Origin of the sequence: Clostridium sp. CAG:43 (genome assembly GCF_000434655.1) — a bacterium.
GTDB classification, from domain to species: Bacteria; Bacillota; Clostridia; order Lachnospirales; family Lachnospiraceae; genus Otoolea; species Otoolea fessa.
Genome location: NZ_FR894999.1, coordinates 1 through 15,487, shown reverse-complemented (window position 1 = coordinate 15,487; position 15,487 = coordinate 1). Strand labels below are relative to the sequence as shown.

Here is a 15,487-nt window from a genome sequence, read left to right as displayed (position 1 = left end):
CCGGGTCAAGTCCAAAATCATGCGCCAGCTTTTTCGCCGCCTCATAGCTGCCCAGGCCAAACAAACGGGCGGTGAACTCAATCACATCGCCGTGAGCCCCGCAGCCAAAGCAGTAGAAATAATCCTTGTTCAGTTTCATGCTGGGGTGCCGGTCATCGTGGAACGGACAGCGGCACATCCCATTCCGCTGCACCTCCACTCCGTAGTGTTCGGCAGCCTGCGGGACGGTCACGTTTGCCTTTACAAATTCGTAGATACTCATGTGTTTTCCTCCTTGATTTTTCGTACAGGTTTTCCCTGTCACTTCAATGTACGGAGAAAAAGGGGCCATCCCGAAAAATCCGTCAGTTTTGCAAGAAACAAAAAAGCAGCCCTGAAATCTTGCAAAAATGCAAAACCTCAGAGCGGCAGATGTTCACAAAGATATGTTGATATTATTCCGGTTATGGAATATAATTTATATAGAATCAGGAAAGGACATAATAAACCATGAAATACCTTTCTACCTTTGAAGCAGCAGAGAAATGGGGGGTATCGCCCCGGCGTGTCGGCGTTCTCTGTAATGAAAACCGCATCCCTGGCGCACAGCGAGCAGGCTGCCGCTGGATCATCCCGGAAAATGCGGAAAAGCCAAAAGACGCCCGCATCAAAAGCGGGAAATACATCAAGAAAAACTGAGAGGGGGCTTGGATATGGAGCAGCGGTATCTTCCCAGCACGCCGCAGCAGCGGTTGCAGGACTTGATGAAGGAACATAAAATTACGCAAGCGGTTCTGGCCAAGAAAATCGGAGTTACCGAAAGCACTCTGAGCCGTTTTATCAACGGTACGAAGGATACGCTCAGCCTGGATCAGATGATTAGCATTGCCCGCATCTTCAATGTTTCTACCGATTTTCTCCTGTGCATGACTGATGTCCCTGACCGGAAAAACTATGACATTTCCGAGCTGGGATTGTCCGCTGAAGCGGCACGGAACCTTTATACCGGCAGAACCAATCCGCAGGTGGTAAGCCGTCTGCTGGAAAACCGCCGCTTCGCCCAGCTTACCAATATGATTGCGCTGTATTTTGATGATACCCTTGCCTCTGGTTTTGCGGTGCAGAATCAGATAGTTCAAACGCTCAGTTCCATGCTGTTGGGAACAGGAAAAGAACAGCCTGATGCCAGGAAAGCGGCCCAGCAAGCAGCACAGACTGCATTACTGAATAAGGTGCCCGTCTATCAGGCAGACCTGACCAATATCCAAAATCAGTTTATGGCTGTTTTGCGGGAGATCAAAAAAGAAATCGGCACGGAAACAGGGGAGCCGCTGACCAAAGAAATGGTGGAACAGATGTATTCGGAAACGATGAAAGGGCAGGATGCACTGCATCCATCTGTTTCGCCGGAACAGTTTGTGGATCTGATTATTGCCAGTGTCTCCGGGATGGAGCTTGCCGATGCCGATTCTCTGGGGGAAGTGCGGCAGGCACTGCTTCACATGGTACAGCGGATGGCGGAACAGGATCATGAAGCCAAAAACAAATGAGCAGCTCTGCGTACTGGCACAGCGAGGGGATGCACAGGCGCAGGAGCAGCTGGTAAAAAACAATCTGGGATACATACAAAAGCTTGCAAATGAACTGTATCAAAGCGTAGGGCTGGGCAACAGTGAGCTTGGCATCGACCACGATGATCTGATTCAGGAGGGAAGCATCGGCCTTTTACGGGCTATCTCCCTGTACGACCCTGACAAGAAAATAAAGTTCTTGACCTATGCCGGACAAGCCATCCGCAACGCCATGATGGATTTGATTTCCGCCGCCTTTGCCACCTTTGAGCAGCGGCTGCAATCAAAAGAGGATGGATTTCCTATGGAACGGATCAATCTGGATGATCTGCTCCCCGGCGAGGACCCCATGCAGCGTTCCGAGCTGATCGCTGATCCGTATGCCGCTGAGCCAGAGAAGATCCTGATTGAAGAAGAAAACCGGCGGGAGCTGTACGAGGGACTGAGACGCATTCCCGCAAGAGACAGGGCATACCTCCTGTACCGATTTGGCTTTGAGGACGATCTGGAACACCCTCTGATTGGGACGGCGTTGCATTTCCATCTCAGTGAAAGTCGGGCAAAGTCAACCGAGGCTCTGGCGCTGGACAATCTATGGCTGGAACTGCCGTGGTGGTTTTAACGATAGATGCTGCGGCAGGACGGGGGCTTTTGATATACCTTTGTTCCGCTGCTGACCGGCTGGAAAAAGCTGCTTTCTGCACCTTCTTCCAGCCTTTTCCTGTTGCTCAGACTGCCCCATTTATGGGGCAACCTTTCCCACCAGAACGCCGGAATTGCAGCACAGATTCAAGGGTGTGCTACATTTCCGGCTGCCATCCGCTCTACAAAGGTATAACACACTAGACTTTCCTGCGGAAAATTGTGTGCCAACAGGGATGCTGCTCGCCCCTATTGGAAACCCAGAGCCAAGGGGCTGCGCCCCTCTGGACACCCTTCATATTTTCCTCGAAAATGGTACCCAAACTGTAAAAATGCAGTTTGACACCATTCCTCAGGAAATATAAAACCGCTGCATATTCCATCCTGCTCGGGGATGAAAATTGCAGCGGTTTTATCATACTACTCGAAATGTCAGCATCTGATCCAAATCGGCATCTTCGATAGAGCATGGCACGCCACCACGCAACGTCGCTCCCAGATGATAGAACAGCATACATCGGTTTATGTGTTGAAGCAACAACTGAGACCTTCGTTTATAGCCATACTGCTTGAGCAGGGTTCTCAGCTTAATTCTAACATAATCATTTCCATATCCATACAAAATACGGATGCGGATGCTTTTGAAAAACAAATCCAAATCCGAGAAATCGCTGGTTAATTGGTCTGCTTGCAAAGTCCTGTTTGAATACGCCAAATCTTTCTGTATTGCAGGAAATTCTTTATCGATCACTGGTTTATCATAGAAATATTGTAACCAATGGTAGGTGTCTAAAATGAATTTCCGCTGATTTGCTCTGTATGGAATATCGAGAAATGCTTTCTCGCCCTCCCATATCCGGTCAAGTATTCTGCTTTCATCTCGACAGCCGAGCTGCATACTGCTGACAATTACCGCAATATCGAGTGCAGAGTAGCATAACCCTTGCATTACTGATCACCTTTCGTTCCGTTGCACTGACGACAGAGAATTTGCAAATTTTCTACAACGCTTTTGCCGCCGTTGTTCATCGGAACGATATGATCGACTTGGAAATAGATACGTGACTTGTCTGCAACACCACAGCAAGCGCACCGGTAATTTCCATCTGCATCTTTAGCTTTTTCAAAAGCCTGATCTCTCAATTCCTTTTCCAAAGCAGGATTGATTTTCCCAATTTCATGCAAAGGCAAATCTTCTAATGCTCTGGTTCCATACTTTATGTTGTTTTCATCATCGTATATATCGGGATGCGATAGTTTCATCAATTCGATGTTCAGCTGACGGAGGAAATATAGTTTCCTACCAAAAAACAGGCGAAGCATATTATCATCACTGGATTCCCAGAGCGAATCAATATACTCTGTTCTTTTGCGTTCGCCCATATCTTCGTCCCAAATATGCTGGGCAATTTTGCTAACATCAAGTTTGCTTCTGTCTACCTCAGCGAAAGTATAGAACTGCGGAACGGCTTCATATTGGGCATAATATTTCAGGATATTCAGAACATCCTTCCGTTCATAAGGAGGAATCATCTCTCCGCAAAAGAACGAATCCCGGCACTGTGCTTCCATTTCATCAAGCTGCGCTTCTGTCAAATATTCTTCTGTTGCACCAAAAGACTTGAATAGGGAAGGAAGCGCATCCATCAAATTTTTATAGGCATTCTGTGTGCTGTCGTAGACCATTACCTGATAAGCGTGATCCATTCCGTTTTCTTCAAGATATGTAAACGCATACATACCAACAGGGATTCTTTGCTCAAAAGGCACTTTTTCCAACGCAGTAGTATCAACTGCATCATCCAAAATAGCTGCAAACTCCTCAATCTTGGAAATAGCAATCATGCGCAGATCTCGTTTGGCACGCTCAGATTCATTATCCTGAAAGTCATTGTTTCCATCAAATAGGCTTTCCGGATTAACCCATGCAATATGCTCGTTCCAGTGGTCTACGAACGAAACAATATATGCGCTGGCTGTGCCGCCTGCTGCTGTACCACGCAATGCACGACCAACCATCTGCGTCATCAAAATGGAAGAAACAGTAGGTCTTGCCAAAAACACTGTTTTAGTTTTGGGCAAATCAACGCCCTCAGTCAAAATGTTGACATTGATCAAAACCTGCAACTTTCCATTTCGATAGTCTTCCAGCTTTCTTTCGTTATCCTCCCGGCTAATCGTCACACCAGTAATGGCATCCTTAACAGAAGATACGATGAAGTCAGCTTTGATACCAGCTTTTTTGAAAAGAGAGGTCAACTGAATTGCATGAACCACATTAACGGCAAACAATATTGTCTGACCATAGTCATTCTGTTTTGCCTTATAAGTTTCGACAATCAGTTTGTTACGGGCTGCACTATCTGCCATCTGCTGTGCAACCTCATCCGGCAGAACATCCAAATGTTGAATGCTTTCCCATGCGTCAACACCGAGAGAATCGCCGTATTCTTCATCCGTGTAAAAGCTTTCAAAAATAGGTTTTGCAAGAATCTGTCTGTTAATCAGTTCCTTTAGTCCGATCTGATATGTGATTCCAACATCACCGTGAACAACTCGTCCATCACTGATACCGTCAGTATATATTTTTGCTAACAGTCCCTGTTCTTCTTCAGCAGTACGGAACGGAGTAGCAGTTAAACCAATCAGTTTTAAATTAGGAACCTTTGCCTTTACATAATCAATGACCTTTCTGTACGTTTTTGCGGTTGAATGATGAGCTTCATCCACAATCAAATACAGCTCTTTTTCACCTTTGAGCCATTGATCCAATCGATCAATGTTTCTTCCGATGCTGTCCTTGCTGACAATCAGCAAGTTGTCACCCGGACGAATGTCGCTGGTTCGGTCATGGCTGGAAGCTCCAGAAACAATTCTAAAGCAGAAGGAAGAAATGTGGGGGACAACTTCTGTATAAGCAAACTTTTGAAAAGACTCAGCAGCCTGATCCAGCAACATCTGGCGATGGGCAATCCAAAGAATTTTCTTTCTCTTATCAATAGCATTTTTTAAGAGCCACATGGAAGCAGTATATGTCTTACCACCACCAGTAGGAAGAACTACCAGTGTGCTGTATGATGCCTCCTGATTCATCTTATCCAATGCTTCCATTGCCTTCTTCTGATGCTCGTAAGGCGTTCTGGTATTTGTTCCTTTTTTGGGAAAAATATCACCAAAGGATTTTACTTCTACATAATTTGTAAAGTTTTGTTTGTCTAATTCATTCATCATTTCTTCCCGTACCTCTCTATATCATCCCAAAATATTTCATTGCTTCTCGGATTGCTTTCTCTTTCTCAGGCGGACACTGCGGCTGTTTGGCATTTTCCTTCTTCGACAGGTTATAGCTCTGCCCGACCTCCAGACCACATTTCCGCTTAATCTGTGAGATATACAGGGAAGATACCTTTAATCCGGTCTGCTCCAGCACTCGTCCCTTGATCTGCTCATAGGTGGCTCCCTGCTGGAAGCCGGAGGTATCCATATCTTCCAGCGAGAACTCCACCCGAATCTTTTTCGAGTCGATCTCACCCTTGGAAAGCAAGACAACCGTCTCGACATGCCCCGTCCACCCAAACAAATCCACCGGCCATGCTTCTTTCGCCCGATAACCGTGCTTTGCGAATATTTTCAAATCGCGTGCCAATGTATCCGGACCACAGGAAATGTAGACGACACGTTTCGGCTGCATCAGGGCTACCGCATCGATAAATTCCTCGGTACTTCCGCTTCTCGGCGGGTCCATAAATACCACATCTGCACTCTCGCCTCTGGCTGCCATATGAGACATGAACCGGCCTGCATCATTGCAGAAGAACTGTGCATTGGTGATGCCGTTCTTCTTCGCATTCTGCACTGCATCCCGCACTGCATCCTGATTTAACTCTACACCGATAACTTTGCCCGCGTGTTTGCTGGCAATGAGACCGATCGTACCAATACCGCAGTAGGCATCCAACACTGTCTCATTTCCGGTCAATTCTGCCAGCTCCATTGCCTTGGCATACAGCTTCTCCGTCTGCGCAGAATTGATCTGGTAGAAGGAACGGGATGAGATGCGGAAACGGAGCCCGCAGAGAACATCCTCTATATATCCTTTTCCGTACAGAACGTGTTCTTTGTCGCCAAGCACCATACTGGTGCTTCTGCCGTTGATATTCTGGACAATCGTAGTAATTTCCGGGTGCTTTTCACGAAGCGCCTTGACGAAATTGTTCTTCGATGGGAATACCGGGGATGCTGTCACCAAAACGACCAGAATCTCGCCGGTTGTGAAGCCGCGGCGAATCAATACATGACGCAGCAGACCGTATCCGGTGTCCTCATCAAAAACACGGATCTTGAACGAACGAAGCATACTCCGGATCGTCACGATGATCTCGTCTGCTTTCTGATCCTCAATCAGACAGGAATCCACCGGAAGAATCCGATGTGTCCCCTCTTTGTAAATGCCAGAAATTGGATTGTTTTTCCGATCCAATCCAAATACCGCATGAACTTTATTGCGGTAATGATACGGCTCTTCCATTCCAATGATCGGACGAACCGGACAGACACCGCCCAGCAGTTCTTCCATGCGCTTCTGTTTTTCTTTTAACTGCTGATCATAGGTTAAATGGAGATACTGACAGCCACCGCACTCACGGTAAATCGGACATTTTGTTTTTCCACGCTGTCCACCACGAACCGTTTTCTGACCGTCTTTTTCCCCTACATTTCGTTTCCTGTCCCCATGTGTGCCCCATTTATCCTCAACTCCAGACACTTTACGAGCAGATTTTCCCTGTTTTTCCCCATTGACTCCCACTTTTGCACTATTCTTGGAAAATCCAGTTGTTTTCTCCCCCCGGCCAAACGATCTCTTTCCTTCCGTTCTTTTTCCATCAGGACAATTCCCTGCTGTCTTTTTCCATCCTGTTTCTTTCATTTTTTCTCACACTTTCTTTCTTCGCTTATCTTCTACGCCTCTCCCAACTCTGCTTCCGTCTTCACGCCCTTAAAATTCTTCTTCCAACGTTCTTTCTTAAAATGCACCGCGTAAATGAGTCCGCGCACGCATTCATCAGCTGCCATTGCAATCCAGACGCCTTCCAGCCCCCAGCCGAGCTTGCTGCCGAGCAACCAGGAGCCGGCGGCAGCTACGACCCACTGGAAGGTGATTCCGACCGTGGTCGGGGTCAGGACATCGCCGACCGCAATCAGGCATTTGGTCATAACAATGTTGACCGCGCGCCCGATCTCCAGCACAATCTCAATCACCAGAATCCGCCGTCCAAGCGCAATGATCTCCGGGTTGTCTGTGAAAATCAGGAAAATGTATTTACCTCCCAGGCACATCAGCACCGCCATCCCGACACACGCCGCAATCGCAACCTTCAGTGTCGCATTCACTCGTTTCTGTATATCATTCAGACGGCGCGCTCCGATCAGGTAGCCCAGCACAATCTGGGTTGCCGTCGCGATCGCCATCGCATAAACATAATCAATATTGGCAAAAATCGTACAATATCCCTTGGTTACAGTAACCAGCGTGCCAAAGGAATTAACAATTCCCAGAATTATCATCTGGGATAGATTGTACGAAAAACTTTCGACCCCCGTCGGAATTGCCAATAGGCAGAGATTTTTTAAAATCTGCACCGGAAATGGACGCAGATAACTCATTCCCATTTTGACGCGGCGGCTCTTGAAAAACATTCCGATCATCAATGCCAGACCAACTAACTTACTGATATCCGTCGAGATCGCCGCTCCGACCGCCCCAAGCTGCGGCATTCCGAACCAGCCGTTGATTAAAATCGCATTTCCCACAATATTCATGGCATTCATGATAACTGATATAATCATGACTTCCTTTACCATAGCAAATGCGCGGATCATCGCTGAGAAGGTCAGATAAAATCCCTGCACCAGAATAAATGCGCCGACAATCAGCAGATACAGCGACGCCTCATCAAAAACCTCCTCCGGCACATGGATCGCCCGGTAAAGCGGCGTGTGCCCGGCAAAAACCAGGATCGTTGCCGCAAGACTGACGCCGCCGATCAGCACGATCGAGACCATGCAGGTCCGGGATGCATTTTTTTCATCCTGCGCGCCCAGATACTGGGACAAAATCACGGTAACCGCCGTCGATGCCATGCTCAGCACGATAATTACCAGGTTCATGATCTGGTTCGCATTGACAATCGCTGCCACCGAGGGCTGCGATACCCGGCTTACCATCATCTGATCAACGTTTCCGACCAAAAGCTGCAATAACAGCTCCACGAAGATCGGCAGCGACATCAGAAATAAATTCCGGTTCGTATTCATTTTGTCAATATCATTTTGATATTTCATATTTTCCCCTTACTTGTAATAATAGCAAAACAGCACATACAGCCGTCCAAACACTCTCGTATTCGCCCGGCTGTATGTGCCATTTTACACGATACTATATTGAATTGCAAGTGGAAGTCATTCTTTTTCCCTTACAAAAGCCCCCTCATTTTTAAATAATCCTTAATCAACTGAACCGCCCCGTCCACACCAATCTGCGTCGTATTAATCAAAAGGTCGTAATTCTCCGGCTTCTCCCAGTCGCGCCCTGCATAATAACGATTATAATCGCGGCGTTCCCGGTCGATCCGGTGGATATTTTTGAGGACATCTTTGTCCGCATAGAGATTCCGCTCACGCACGCGCTCCTCGCGCACCTTGATATCCGCGTAGAGGAACACGCGAATCAGTCCCTCGGTGCCGTCCAGCACATAATCCGCGCATCGGCCGATGATGACGCAGGATTCCTCCGCCGCCAGCTTCCGGATCACTTCCGACTGGAAGCGAAACAGATTGTCGGCTGAAATGAGATCGGAACCGAACGACGGTGCGCCCTTTTCCGGTGTCAATGTATTGATAATCTTGTATAAAAGCCGGTTGCCCGCCTTCTCGTCTGCCAGATGGAAATAGCTCTCTTTGATACCGCTCTCATCTGAATTCATACGGAGAATGTTCTTATCATAAAAACTGATCCCCAGATCTTCCGCCAACTTTTTGCCCGTATCCGCACCGCCGCTTCCATACTGCCTCGCAATCGTGATGATAATTTTTTTCTTCTCTGACATACCAAACCCCTCCCTTTATCTACAAGAAAATGCATGTTGCTTTCTATCTTCAGCATACCATAATGAGGGGATTTTTTCCATTCATTTTTACAAAAAGCACAGCAAAAATCAATCAAATAAGTCATTCTATTCTTATTTTCAGATAGCGCCTGTTTTTCAGCTTTTCTCCCCTACTTCACCTCCCTCTCATACAAAAGCACCGTCGGAAATCCCGCCTTCCGCAGTTCCCGTTCCATCCGCACAGCGTTGTCGAGATTTTTAAACGCACCGACCCGAAGCTTGAAATACGTCCCATCGTACACCAGAAATGCAGGGAATCCCATACGGCGCAGTTCTTCTAACTGCTGCTCTGCCAGCGATCGGATGCGGTACGCCCCCGTCTGGATCTGGTAATAATAGTCGCTCTCTTCCACCGGACGGCGATCCATGTCGTCATCGATTACATTTAGAATCCCAGATGCAACCGCCGCCGCAATTTCGTCAAACTGCGCGTCAAACCGCTTGTTATCCTCCGGATTGTCGATAAATCCAGCTCCGGATTGTCGATAAATCCAGCTTCAACCAGAACCGCCGGCATCTGCGTTTTCCGCAGCACAATCAAATCCGGGCGCTCGATCACGCCGAGATCTACATATCCGGTGCGCGCCAGCTCTCTCTGGATTGAATCCGCCAGCTGTTCTGATTTCCTGCCTGTCTTGTACACCAGCGTCATGACGCCCGAACCTTTTCCCGGCTCACTCGCCGCATTGCGGTGCAGGGAAACAAAATAGTCCGCGCCCGCCTCATTTCCCATCTCTGCTTTCTGGTAGGGCGTGTCATAGACGTCCGTTGACCGCGTGTAGACGGCATTCACCCCATTTTCCTCGAGAATCCTCCCTACTGCCAGCGCCAGACGCAGGGTATCGTCCTTTTCCATCCGATCCTCAAATACTGCTCCCGGATCTTTCGTTCCGCCGTGCCCGGCATCTATCATCACTTTCTTTTTTTCTTCCAAAAGAAAAGACTCCTCTCACATATCGTTGTACTACTACCATATGTGAAAGAAGTCCCAAAGTTTCCTGTTTAATTATTCCTCATACTCCCCGCTAAACACTTCCACTGCCGGTCCAGTCATGAACACGCGGTTTTTCTCGCGGTCCCAGCGGATCTGCAGGCAACCGCCCAGCAGCCCGACCTCAACCTCATCCTCCGTATGCCCTGCCAGAATAGATGCAACGGCAACCGCGCAGGCACCTGTTCCACATGCCATCGTTTCGCCGGATCCGCGCTCCCAGACACGCATTTTTACGTGTGTGCGGTCAATGACCTTGACAAACTCGGTGTTGGTACGGTCCGGGAAACGCTTATGGAACTCGAATTTCGGTCCGATCGTCTCCAGTTCCAGGGAATCAATCTCCTCCATAAACAGAACAGCATGCGGATTTCCCATGGAAATTCCGGTAAATTCGTATTCCGTTCCATCTACCTCGATCTTCTCCGGAAGCGCGGAAGTCTGCTCCGGCTCGCCCATATCGACGGTGACCGCCGTTACTTTGCCATTTTCGACCTTCATATCCAGATATTTAATCCCGGACAATGTCTCAACAGAAATCTGCGGCTTGTCCACGATATGGTGGTCATACGCATATTTTCCCACACAGCGGATGCCGTTGCCGCACATCGCGCCGCGGGAACCGTCCAGATTGTACATATCCATGCGGCAGTCTGCCACCTCGGATGGGGTAATCAGAATCAATCCATCGGAACCAATTCCAAAATGGCGGTCACTGACGGCAATCGCCAGCTTCTCCGGATCGTTTACCGTTTCTTCAAAACAGTTGACATAGACATAATCATTGCCAAGTCCCTGCATTTTTGTAAATTTCATCGTTTTTGCTGCTCCTTCTGCCTTTTTGATCCTATTGTAAAGGATCTTACGCCATTTTGTAAAGACTGATTACCATTTGTGCCGCCTCAATAAGGCTGACCTGGCTGTCCATGCTGCATTTCTGCAGATATTTGTGCGCCTCCGGCTCCGTCATCCGGTTCCGCTCCATCAAAATAGCCTTTGCGGTGTCGATCGCTTTCTGATCCTCTTCCCTGCGCTTCTGCGGCGGCTGGCGGCGCATCCGCCGTCTTTTTTCCGCCTGCGTCTGCTCAATCATGCGGACCGTCGAAACTAAATCTCCCATTTTAAACGGCGCCGGCAGGCAGACAATCCTTCCCATCGCTTCGCCGCTCCACCGGCTCGGGGAAGCAATGAGAAGCAAATCAAATCCCGGCGGCAGCTGGTCGGCAAGCTGCCGGCAGGTCATATCACCAAACCGGTAGCCGCTCACCACAATCCCGCTTCGCAAATCATCGGTTAACGCTAATACCTGCGCGCCCGATGTGCAGGAGGCTGTGACCTGTATTCCATGTTTTACGAGTATATTTCTAATATTTCGTCCGTCCTGCGGCTTCGAAAATGCTACTATGATGTTTCCCACGTGGTCTCACCTCACTGCGATTTCGTACCCCCTAACAACGATACAGATATTCCGCTGTTTCCCAATCCGTCACATAGGCACAGAAGCGTTCCCACTCCTCTTTCTTGCCCTCGCCGTACATCCGGCAGAACTTTTCTCCAAATACACGGTGTGCAAATTCATTCTGATCCAGCTTCTGGAGCAATATCCCCAATGTCTCCGGGAACCGCGGCGCATCCTCATCGCCCGCTTCTTCATCCAGCACCAGCGCTTTCTCGATTCCTTCCAGTCCTGCTGCCAGAATCGCTGTCAGCGCCAGATACGGATTCGCAGACGGATCCGGGAACTGCACTTCCACGGAAATACGTCCGTTCCGGTCTTCCTTCACATGAACTGCCTTTTCACTTCCCTTTTCCCACACAGCCGCCGGGAACTCCGGCTGGAACACCGTGCTCCGCTCCGCCGCCAGACGTTTGTATGAATTGACGGTCGGATTCGTGAAAATCATCATATCGCTCAGATTTTTAAGCACGCCTGCCGCAAACTGCTTCGCCTGCGCCATCGCCTCGGCGCCCCGTCTGGAAGAGATCGACACGCCCACATGAAGCCCCGAGCCGTCGCCGCTCATGTTTGGCTTCGGCATAAAAGTCGCATGCAGACCATGGCGTTTCGCAATCCGTTTGACCGCCGCCTTGAACGTCTGTAAATAATCTGCTGCCTCAATGCCCCGGCGCGCCGGAAGGACGAAGCTGTGCTGTCCGGCAGTCAGACCATGATGCGTGCTCTCGACCGCAAATCCTGCTTCCTCCAGGCTCAGAACCATGTCCCGGCGGACGCCCTCTGCCAGATCGATCGGCCCCGCGTCATAATACCCGGCAACCTCATGCGTCACCGTCGTCGGTCTCCCATCATCATCCGTGTGAAACAGATAAAACTCACACTGGAAATCAAAATCAAAGTCCAGTCCCATCTTCTCGGCACGTTTTACCGTTTCCTGTAAAATATGACGCGAATCCGTCCAGGACGGCGTCCCATCCGCATTGCAGACCTGGCAGATCACGCGCGCTACATTTTCCTGCCCGGAATCCCACGGAAGAACCTGATACGTTGATGCATCCGGCTTCAAGTACAATTCCACACTCTCGCTCTGGTCCGTCAGATACTCCGGCGCCGCCGCGCCCTCGATCCCAGCTTTCTGTAAGCCGCCGAGCGCAAACCGGTTGATTGCATACCCCTCTTTCATCGCTTTTTCCGCCTGCCTCCGCGTCATCTGGACCATTTTGCACTGTCCAAAAATATCGGTAAACTGCAGCTTTACCAAATCAACATCTTCATCAAAAAAAGGTTCGGATCGGTTCGTATTCTCTCCCATCGCCATTTCCTCCTATAAAAAACGAGGCAGCTGTCTCTGTTTCCAGTCAGCCCCCTCGCCCTCTTTTCATATACGCCCAGAATTTTCCTGCCTATACAGCCCCCAAAATTTCAAGCATACGTTTATGATCGTTTTGCTGTGTGAGAATGCCCCTGTCATTCTTTTCACAATTTTTATAAATAAAATATAGCAGTCCGATATTTTTCTGTCAAATACTTTTTTATTTAATCCGCAGCTGTTCGCTCAATTCATTTCCCAACTGGATATGTCCCACATAGCCGACCTCGCCGACCATGTAAACCATGCCGTCCTCCTTGATTTCCACTTCCAGCGTGCCGCCCGGCATATGGACGTACATATGCGGATCGGCAAGTCCCAGGCGGTATGCCGCACTCGCCGCCGCGCAGGCGCAGCTTCCGGACGCCAGCGTATATCCAACGCCTCTCTCGTAGATCTCGATCTGGATATTCGTCCGGTCAAGGACATTTAAAATCTGCGTATTGACCTTTTCCGGGAAATATTCGGATGTTTCCGAATGCTCGCCGATCCGGCACACCATTTCCTTCGAAATCTCATTCATCCAGATAACACAGTGCGGATTTCCCATTGAAAGACAAGTCGTGACATACGGAATCTTTCCAAATACCATCGTCTGGTTTACCATCTCCCGCCGCTCGCCGGTCACCGGAATCTCATCGCTCCAGAACGTCGGATGTCCCATCGAAATTTTCACACGGGTCGCATCCTCGTTGAGATAAAAGACTGTCTCCTCGCCTCCCAGCGTTTTCCAGGAGATCGTCGTTTTCTGCACATATCCCGCGTCCCGCAGATATTTTGCAAAAATACCCATGCCGTTGCCGCTCTTCTCCGCCTCGCTTCCGTCCGCGTTGTAGATGCGTACATAAAAATCATTCTCCCCCAGATATGGACCCGCCAGAATGCCATCCGCGCCGATGCCAAAATGACGGCTGCACATCTTCTTGATATTCTCCGCATTCAATTCCAGATCATTCTTATTTGGATCAAACACCAGGTAATCATTTCCCATACAGTGATATTTTTCAAGCACAACCTGTTTCATCGCGATACCTCCTGCCCCTTTTAATCAATACCATAAAAATCTTTCATCCATGATTTCTATTCTACTTCCATTCTTGAAATCACTTTATCATGCATATCCATTTATGTTTTGAATATGTCTGCATTTTCATAATATTCCATCTATGCTTTCTTTAATTTCAATTTTAGGAAAATATAGCAGCTTTTAATAGAAGAATCATGCTTTAAATATTGCATATAATGCTATATAATATGAAATAAGGTACTGAACAGTTACGAAATAAGAAATGAAATGTCTGTGTTTCAAAACATATTTATCCCAGAGGAAAACAACAAACTCAATGCATTTATACAAGATATAATTTCCCGCAACAATCAACCTGCAATACACTCAAAAAAGGAGTCCCCTTATGCCAGAAAACACCACCCATGAATCCCCCGCCTACGAAAAACGCGGCTACCTCAACCACGAATTCCGCCTCTTCCACCTGCGCGGGCAGATGGATACACCGGTTGCCTACCACTATCATGATTTCCACAAAGTCCTGATCCTGTTAAATGGCGAAGCGGACTACATCGTGGAAGGCCGTTCCTACCACCTCCGCCCGCTCGACATCGTCCTCGTCGGCGCGCACTGCCTGCACAAGCCGGTCGTGCCATACCACAGCCGATATGAGCGCATCATCCTCTACCTGTCGCCGGAATGTCTGGATGCATTCTCCTGTGCTGACTGTGCGCTCGACCTCTGTTTCCAGCTTGCCAGAGAACAGCAGTCCGATGTTCTGCGCCTCGGTTCCCTTACCATGACGCCGCTCTTAGAGGCGCTGTCAAGACTGGAAAATGCCTATCAGGCAAGTGGTACAAATGACAATGGCAGAGACAATGCTAACTTTGAATCCCTTGGTGGCAGCAGTTATGGCTCCGGGCTTCTTCTGCGTTTATTATTCCTGGAATTTATGGTACACCTCGATCGCGCCGCCTCCGAAAACCATCGGGAATACGTTCCGACCTCCCCTTCCGGCGAAAAAATCCTGGAACTCATGCGCTACCTCTCTGAACACCCGGAAGAAGACCATACGATCGACCAGCTCGCCTCCCGCTTTTACATAAGCAAATACCACATGATGCGTCTCTTCCGCCAGGAAACCGGCTACACCATTACCGAATACCTGACCGAAAAACGCCTCCAAAACGCAAACGAGCTCCTGCGCCGGGGCACCCCCGTCACAGAAGCCTGCTATCAATCCGGATTCCGCAATTATGCTGCGTTCCTCCGGGCATATAAGAAAAAATATCACGATACGCCGCATA

At 48.8% G+C, this 15,487-nt stretch carries 16 protein-coding genes; 4 read left to right on the top strand and 12 right to left on the bottom strand.

What is annotated here, in order from left to right; all coding sequences use genetic code 11:
• Positions 1-262 (bottom strand): CHC2 zinc finger domain-containing protein (locus QVO97_RS00880; protein ID WP_288188534.1); only part of this gene is annotated, 262 nt, incomplete at its 3' end.
• A gap of 227 nt (positions 263-489) precedes the next feature.
• Here QVO97_RS00880 and QVO97_RS00875 point away from each other — a divergent pair.
• The 3 genes from QVO97_RS00875 to QVO97_RS00865 are packed head-to-tail and all read left to right on the top strand — an operon-like array spanning position 490 to position 2,172.
• Entirely contained in the window at positions 490-678 is a 189-nt protein-coding gene (locus QVO97_RS00875; protein ID WP_022358551.1) for a helix-turn-helix domain-containing protein, read from the top strand.
• 14 nt (positions 679-692) lie between these two features.
• Positions 693-1,529 carry a helix-turn-helix domain-containing protein gene (locus QVO97_RS00870; RefSeq protein ID WP_022358550.1) on the top strand — a complete coding sequence of 279 codons (837 nt, stop codon included), beginning with the start codon at positions 693-695 and terminating at the stop codon, positions 1,527-1,529.
• Complete coding sequence (locus tag QVO97_RS00865) at positions 1,510-2,172, top strand: sigma-70 family RNA polymerase sigma factor (RefSeq protein ID WP_022358549.1); 663 nt, start codon at positions 1,510-1,512, stop codon at positions 2,170-2,172. The genes QVO97_RS00870 and QVO97_RS00865 overlap by 20 nt, the downstream gene beginning before the upstream one ends.
• A 435-nt stretch (positions 2,173-2,607) precedes the next feature.
• Here the strand turns inward: QVO97_RS00865 and QVO97_RS00860 are convergent, their stop codons facing one another.
• From QVO97_RS00860 to dapF (QVO97_RS00815), 11 genes are all read right to left on the bottom strand, one after another.
• A complete protein-coding gene (locus tag QVO97_RS00860) occupies positions 2,608-3,090 on the bottom strand; it encodes a hypothetical protein (protein ID WP_288188531.1) in 483 nt (160 codons plus the stop codon).
• Positions 3,091-3,140: 50 nt separating this feature from the next.
• On the bottom strand, positions 3,141-5,420 hold the full coding sequence (locus tag QVO97_RS00855) for a DEAD/DEAH box helicase family protein (RefSeq protein WP_191396039.1): 2,280 nt from the start codon (positions 5,418-5,420) through the stop codon (positions 3,141-3,143).
• A gap of 19 nt (positions 5,421-5,439) precedes the next feature.
• Positions 5,440-7,119 (bottom strand): 23S rRNA (uracil(1939)-C(5))-methyltransferase RlmD, encoded by a 1,680-nt coding sequence (gene rlmD / locus QVO97_RS00850; protein WP_022358545.1) that lies wholly within the window; start codon positions 7,117-7,119, stop codon positions 5,440-5,442.
• Positions 7,120-7,151: 32 nt separating this feature from the next.
• On the bottom strand, positions 7,152-8,534 hold the full coding sequence (locus QVO97_RS00845) for an MATE family efflux transporter (protein ID WP_022358544.1): 1,383 nt from the start codon (positions 8,532-8,534) through the stop codon (positions 7,152-7,154).
• Positions 8,535-8,665: 131 nt separating this feature from the next.
• On the bottom strand, positions 8,666-9,298 hold the full coding sequence (locus QVO97_RS00840) for a cytidylate kinase-like family protein (protein WP_022358543.1): 633 nt from the start codon (positions 9,296-9,298) through the stop codon (positions 8,666-8,668).
• 170 nt (positions 9,299-9,468) lie between these two features.
• A complete protein-coding gene (locus QVO97_RS12675; protein ID WP_022358542.1) occupies positions 9,469-9,726 on the bottom strand; it encodes an SPOR domain-containing protein in 258 nt (85 codons plus the stop codon).
• A 17-nt stretch (positions 9,727-9,743) separates the two neighbouring features.
• Positions 9,744-10,292, bottom strand: coding sequence for an N-acetylmuramoyl-L-alanine amidase family protein (locus QVO97_RS00835; protein ID WP_022358541.1), 549 nt, complete (start codon positions 10,290-10,292; stop codon positions 9,744-9,746).
• Between the two features lie 72 nt (positions 10,293-10,364).
• Positions 10,365-11,165: a diaminopimelate epimerase gene (dapF, locus tag QVO97_RS00830; RefSeq protein ID WP_022358540.1), complete on the bottom strand. Its 801-nt coding sequence runs from the start codon at positions 11,163-11,165 to the stop codon at positions 10,365-10,367.
• 46 nt (positions 11,166-11,211) lie between these two features.
• Complete coding sequence (locus tag QVO97_RS00825; RefSeq protein WP_022358539.1) at positions 11,212-11,766, bottom strand: ANTAR domain-containing response regulator; 555 nt, start codon at positions 11,764-11,766, stop codon at positions 11,212-11,214.
• A gap of 31 nt (positions 11,767-11,797) precedes the next feature.
• Positions 11,798-13,117, bottom strand: a complete 1,320-nt coding sequence (locus QVO97_RS00820) for a glutamine synthetase family protein (RefSeq protein WP_022358538.1) — start codon at positions 13,115-13,117, stop codon at positions 11,798-11,800.
• 220 nt (positions 13,118-13,337) lie between these two features.
• Positions 13,338-14,198, bottom strand: a complete 861-nt coding sequence (dapF, locus tag QVO97_RS00815; RefSeq protein WP_022358537.1) for a diaminopimelate epimerase — start codon at positions 14,196-14,198, stop codon at positions 13,338-13,340.
• A gap of 388 nt (positions 14,199-14,586) precedes the next feature.
• Here dapF (QVO97_RS00815) and QVO97_RS00810 point away from each other — a divergent pair.
• Positions 14,587-15,487: AraC family transcriptional regulator (locus tag QVO97_RS00810; protein ID WP_288188525.1), on the top strand; the 901-nt coding region annotated here is incomplete at its 3' end.

Coding starts and splice junctions, on each gene's coding strand:
- QVO97_RS00875 (WP_022358551.1), top strand. CDS start 490: ATGAAATACCTTTCTACCTTTGAAGCAGCAGAGAAATGGGGGGTATCG.
- QVO97_RS00870 (WP_022358550.1), top strand. CDS start 693: ATGGAGCAGCGGTATCTTCCCAGCACGCCGCAGCAGCGGTTGCAGGAC.
- QVO97_RS00865 (WP_022358549.1), top strand. CDS start 1,510: ATGAAGCCAAAAACAAATGAGCAGCTCTGCGTACTGGCACAGCGAGGG.
- QVO97_RS00860 (WP_288188531.1), bottom strand. CDS start 3,090: ATGCAGCTCGGCTGTCGAGATGAAAGCAGAATACTTGACCGGATATGG.
- QVO97_RS00855 (WP_191396039.1), bottom strand. CDS start 5,420: ATGAATGAATTAGACAAACAAAACTTTACAAATTATGTAGAAGTAAAA.
- rlmD (WP_022358545.1), bottom strand. CDS start 7,119: ATGAAAGAAACAGGATGGAAAAAGACAGCAGGGAATTGTCCTGATGGA.
- QVO97_RS00845 (WP_022358544.1), bottom strand. CDS start 8,534: ATGAAATATCAAAATGATATTGACAAAATGAATACGAACCGGAATTTA.
- QVO97_RS00840 (WP_022358543.1), bottom strand. CDS start 9,298: ATGTCAGAGAAGAAAAAAATTATCATCACGATTGCGAGGCAGTATGGA.
- QVO97_RS12675 (WP_022358542.1), bottom strand. CDS start 9,726: ATGGATCGCCGTCCGGTGGAAGAGAGCGACTATTATTACCAGATCCAG.
- dapF (WP_022358540.1), bottom strand. CDS start 11,165: ATGAAATTTACAAAAATGCAGGGACTTGGCAATGATTATGTCTATGTC.
- QVO97_RS00820 (WP_022358538.1), bottom strand. CDS start 13,117: ATGGGAGAGAATACGAACCGATCCGAACCTTTTTTTGATGAAGATGTT.
- dapF (WP_022358537.1), bottom strand. CDS start 14,198: ATGAAACAGGTTGTGCTTGAAAAATATCACTGTATGGGAAATGATTAC.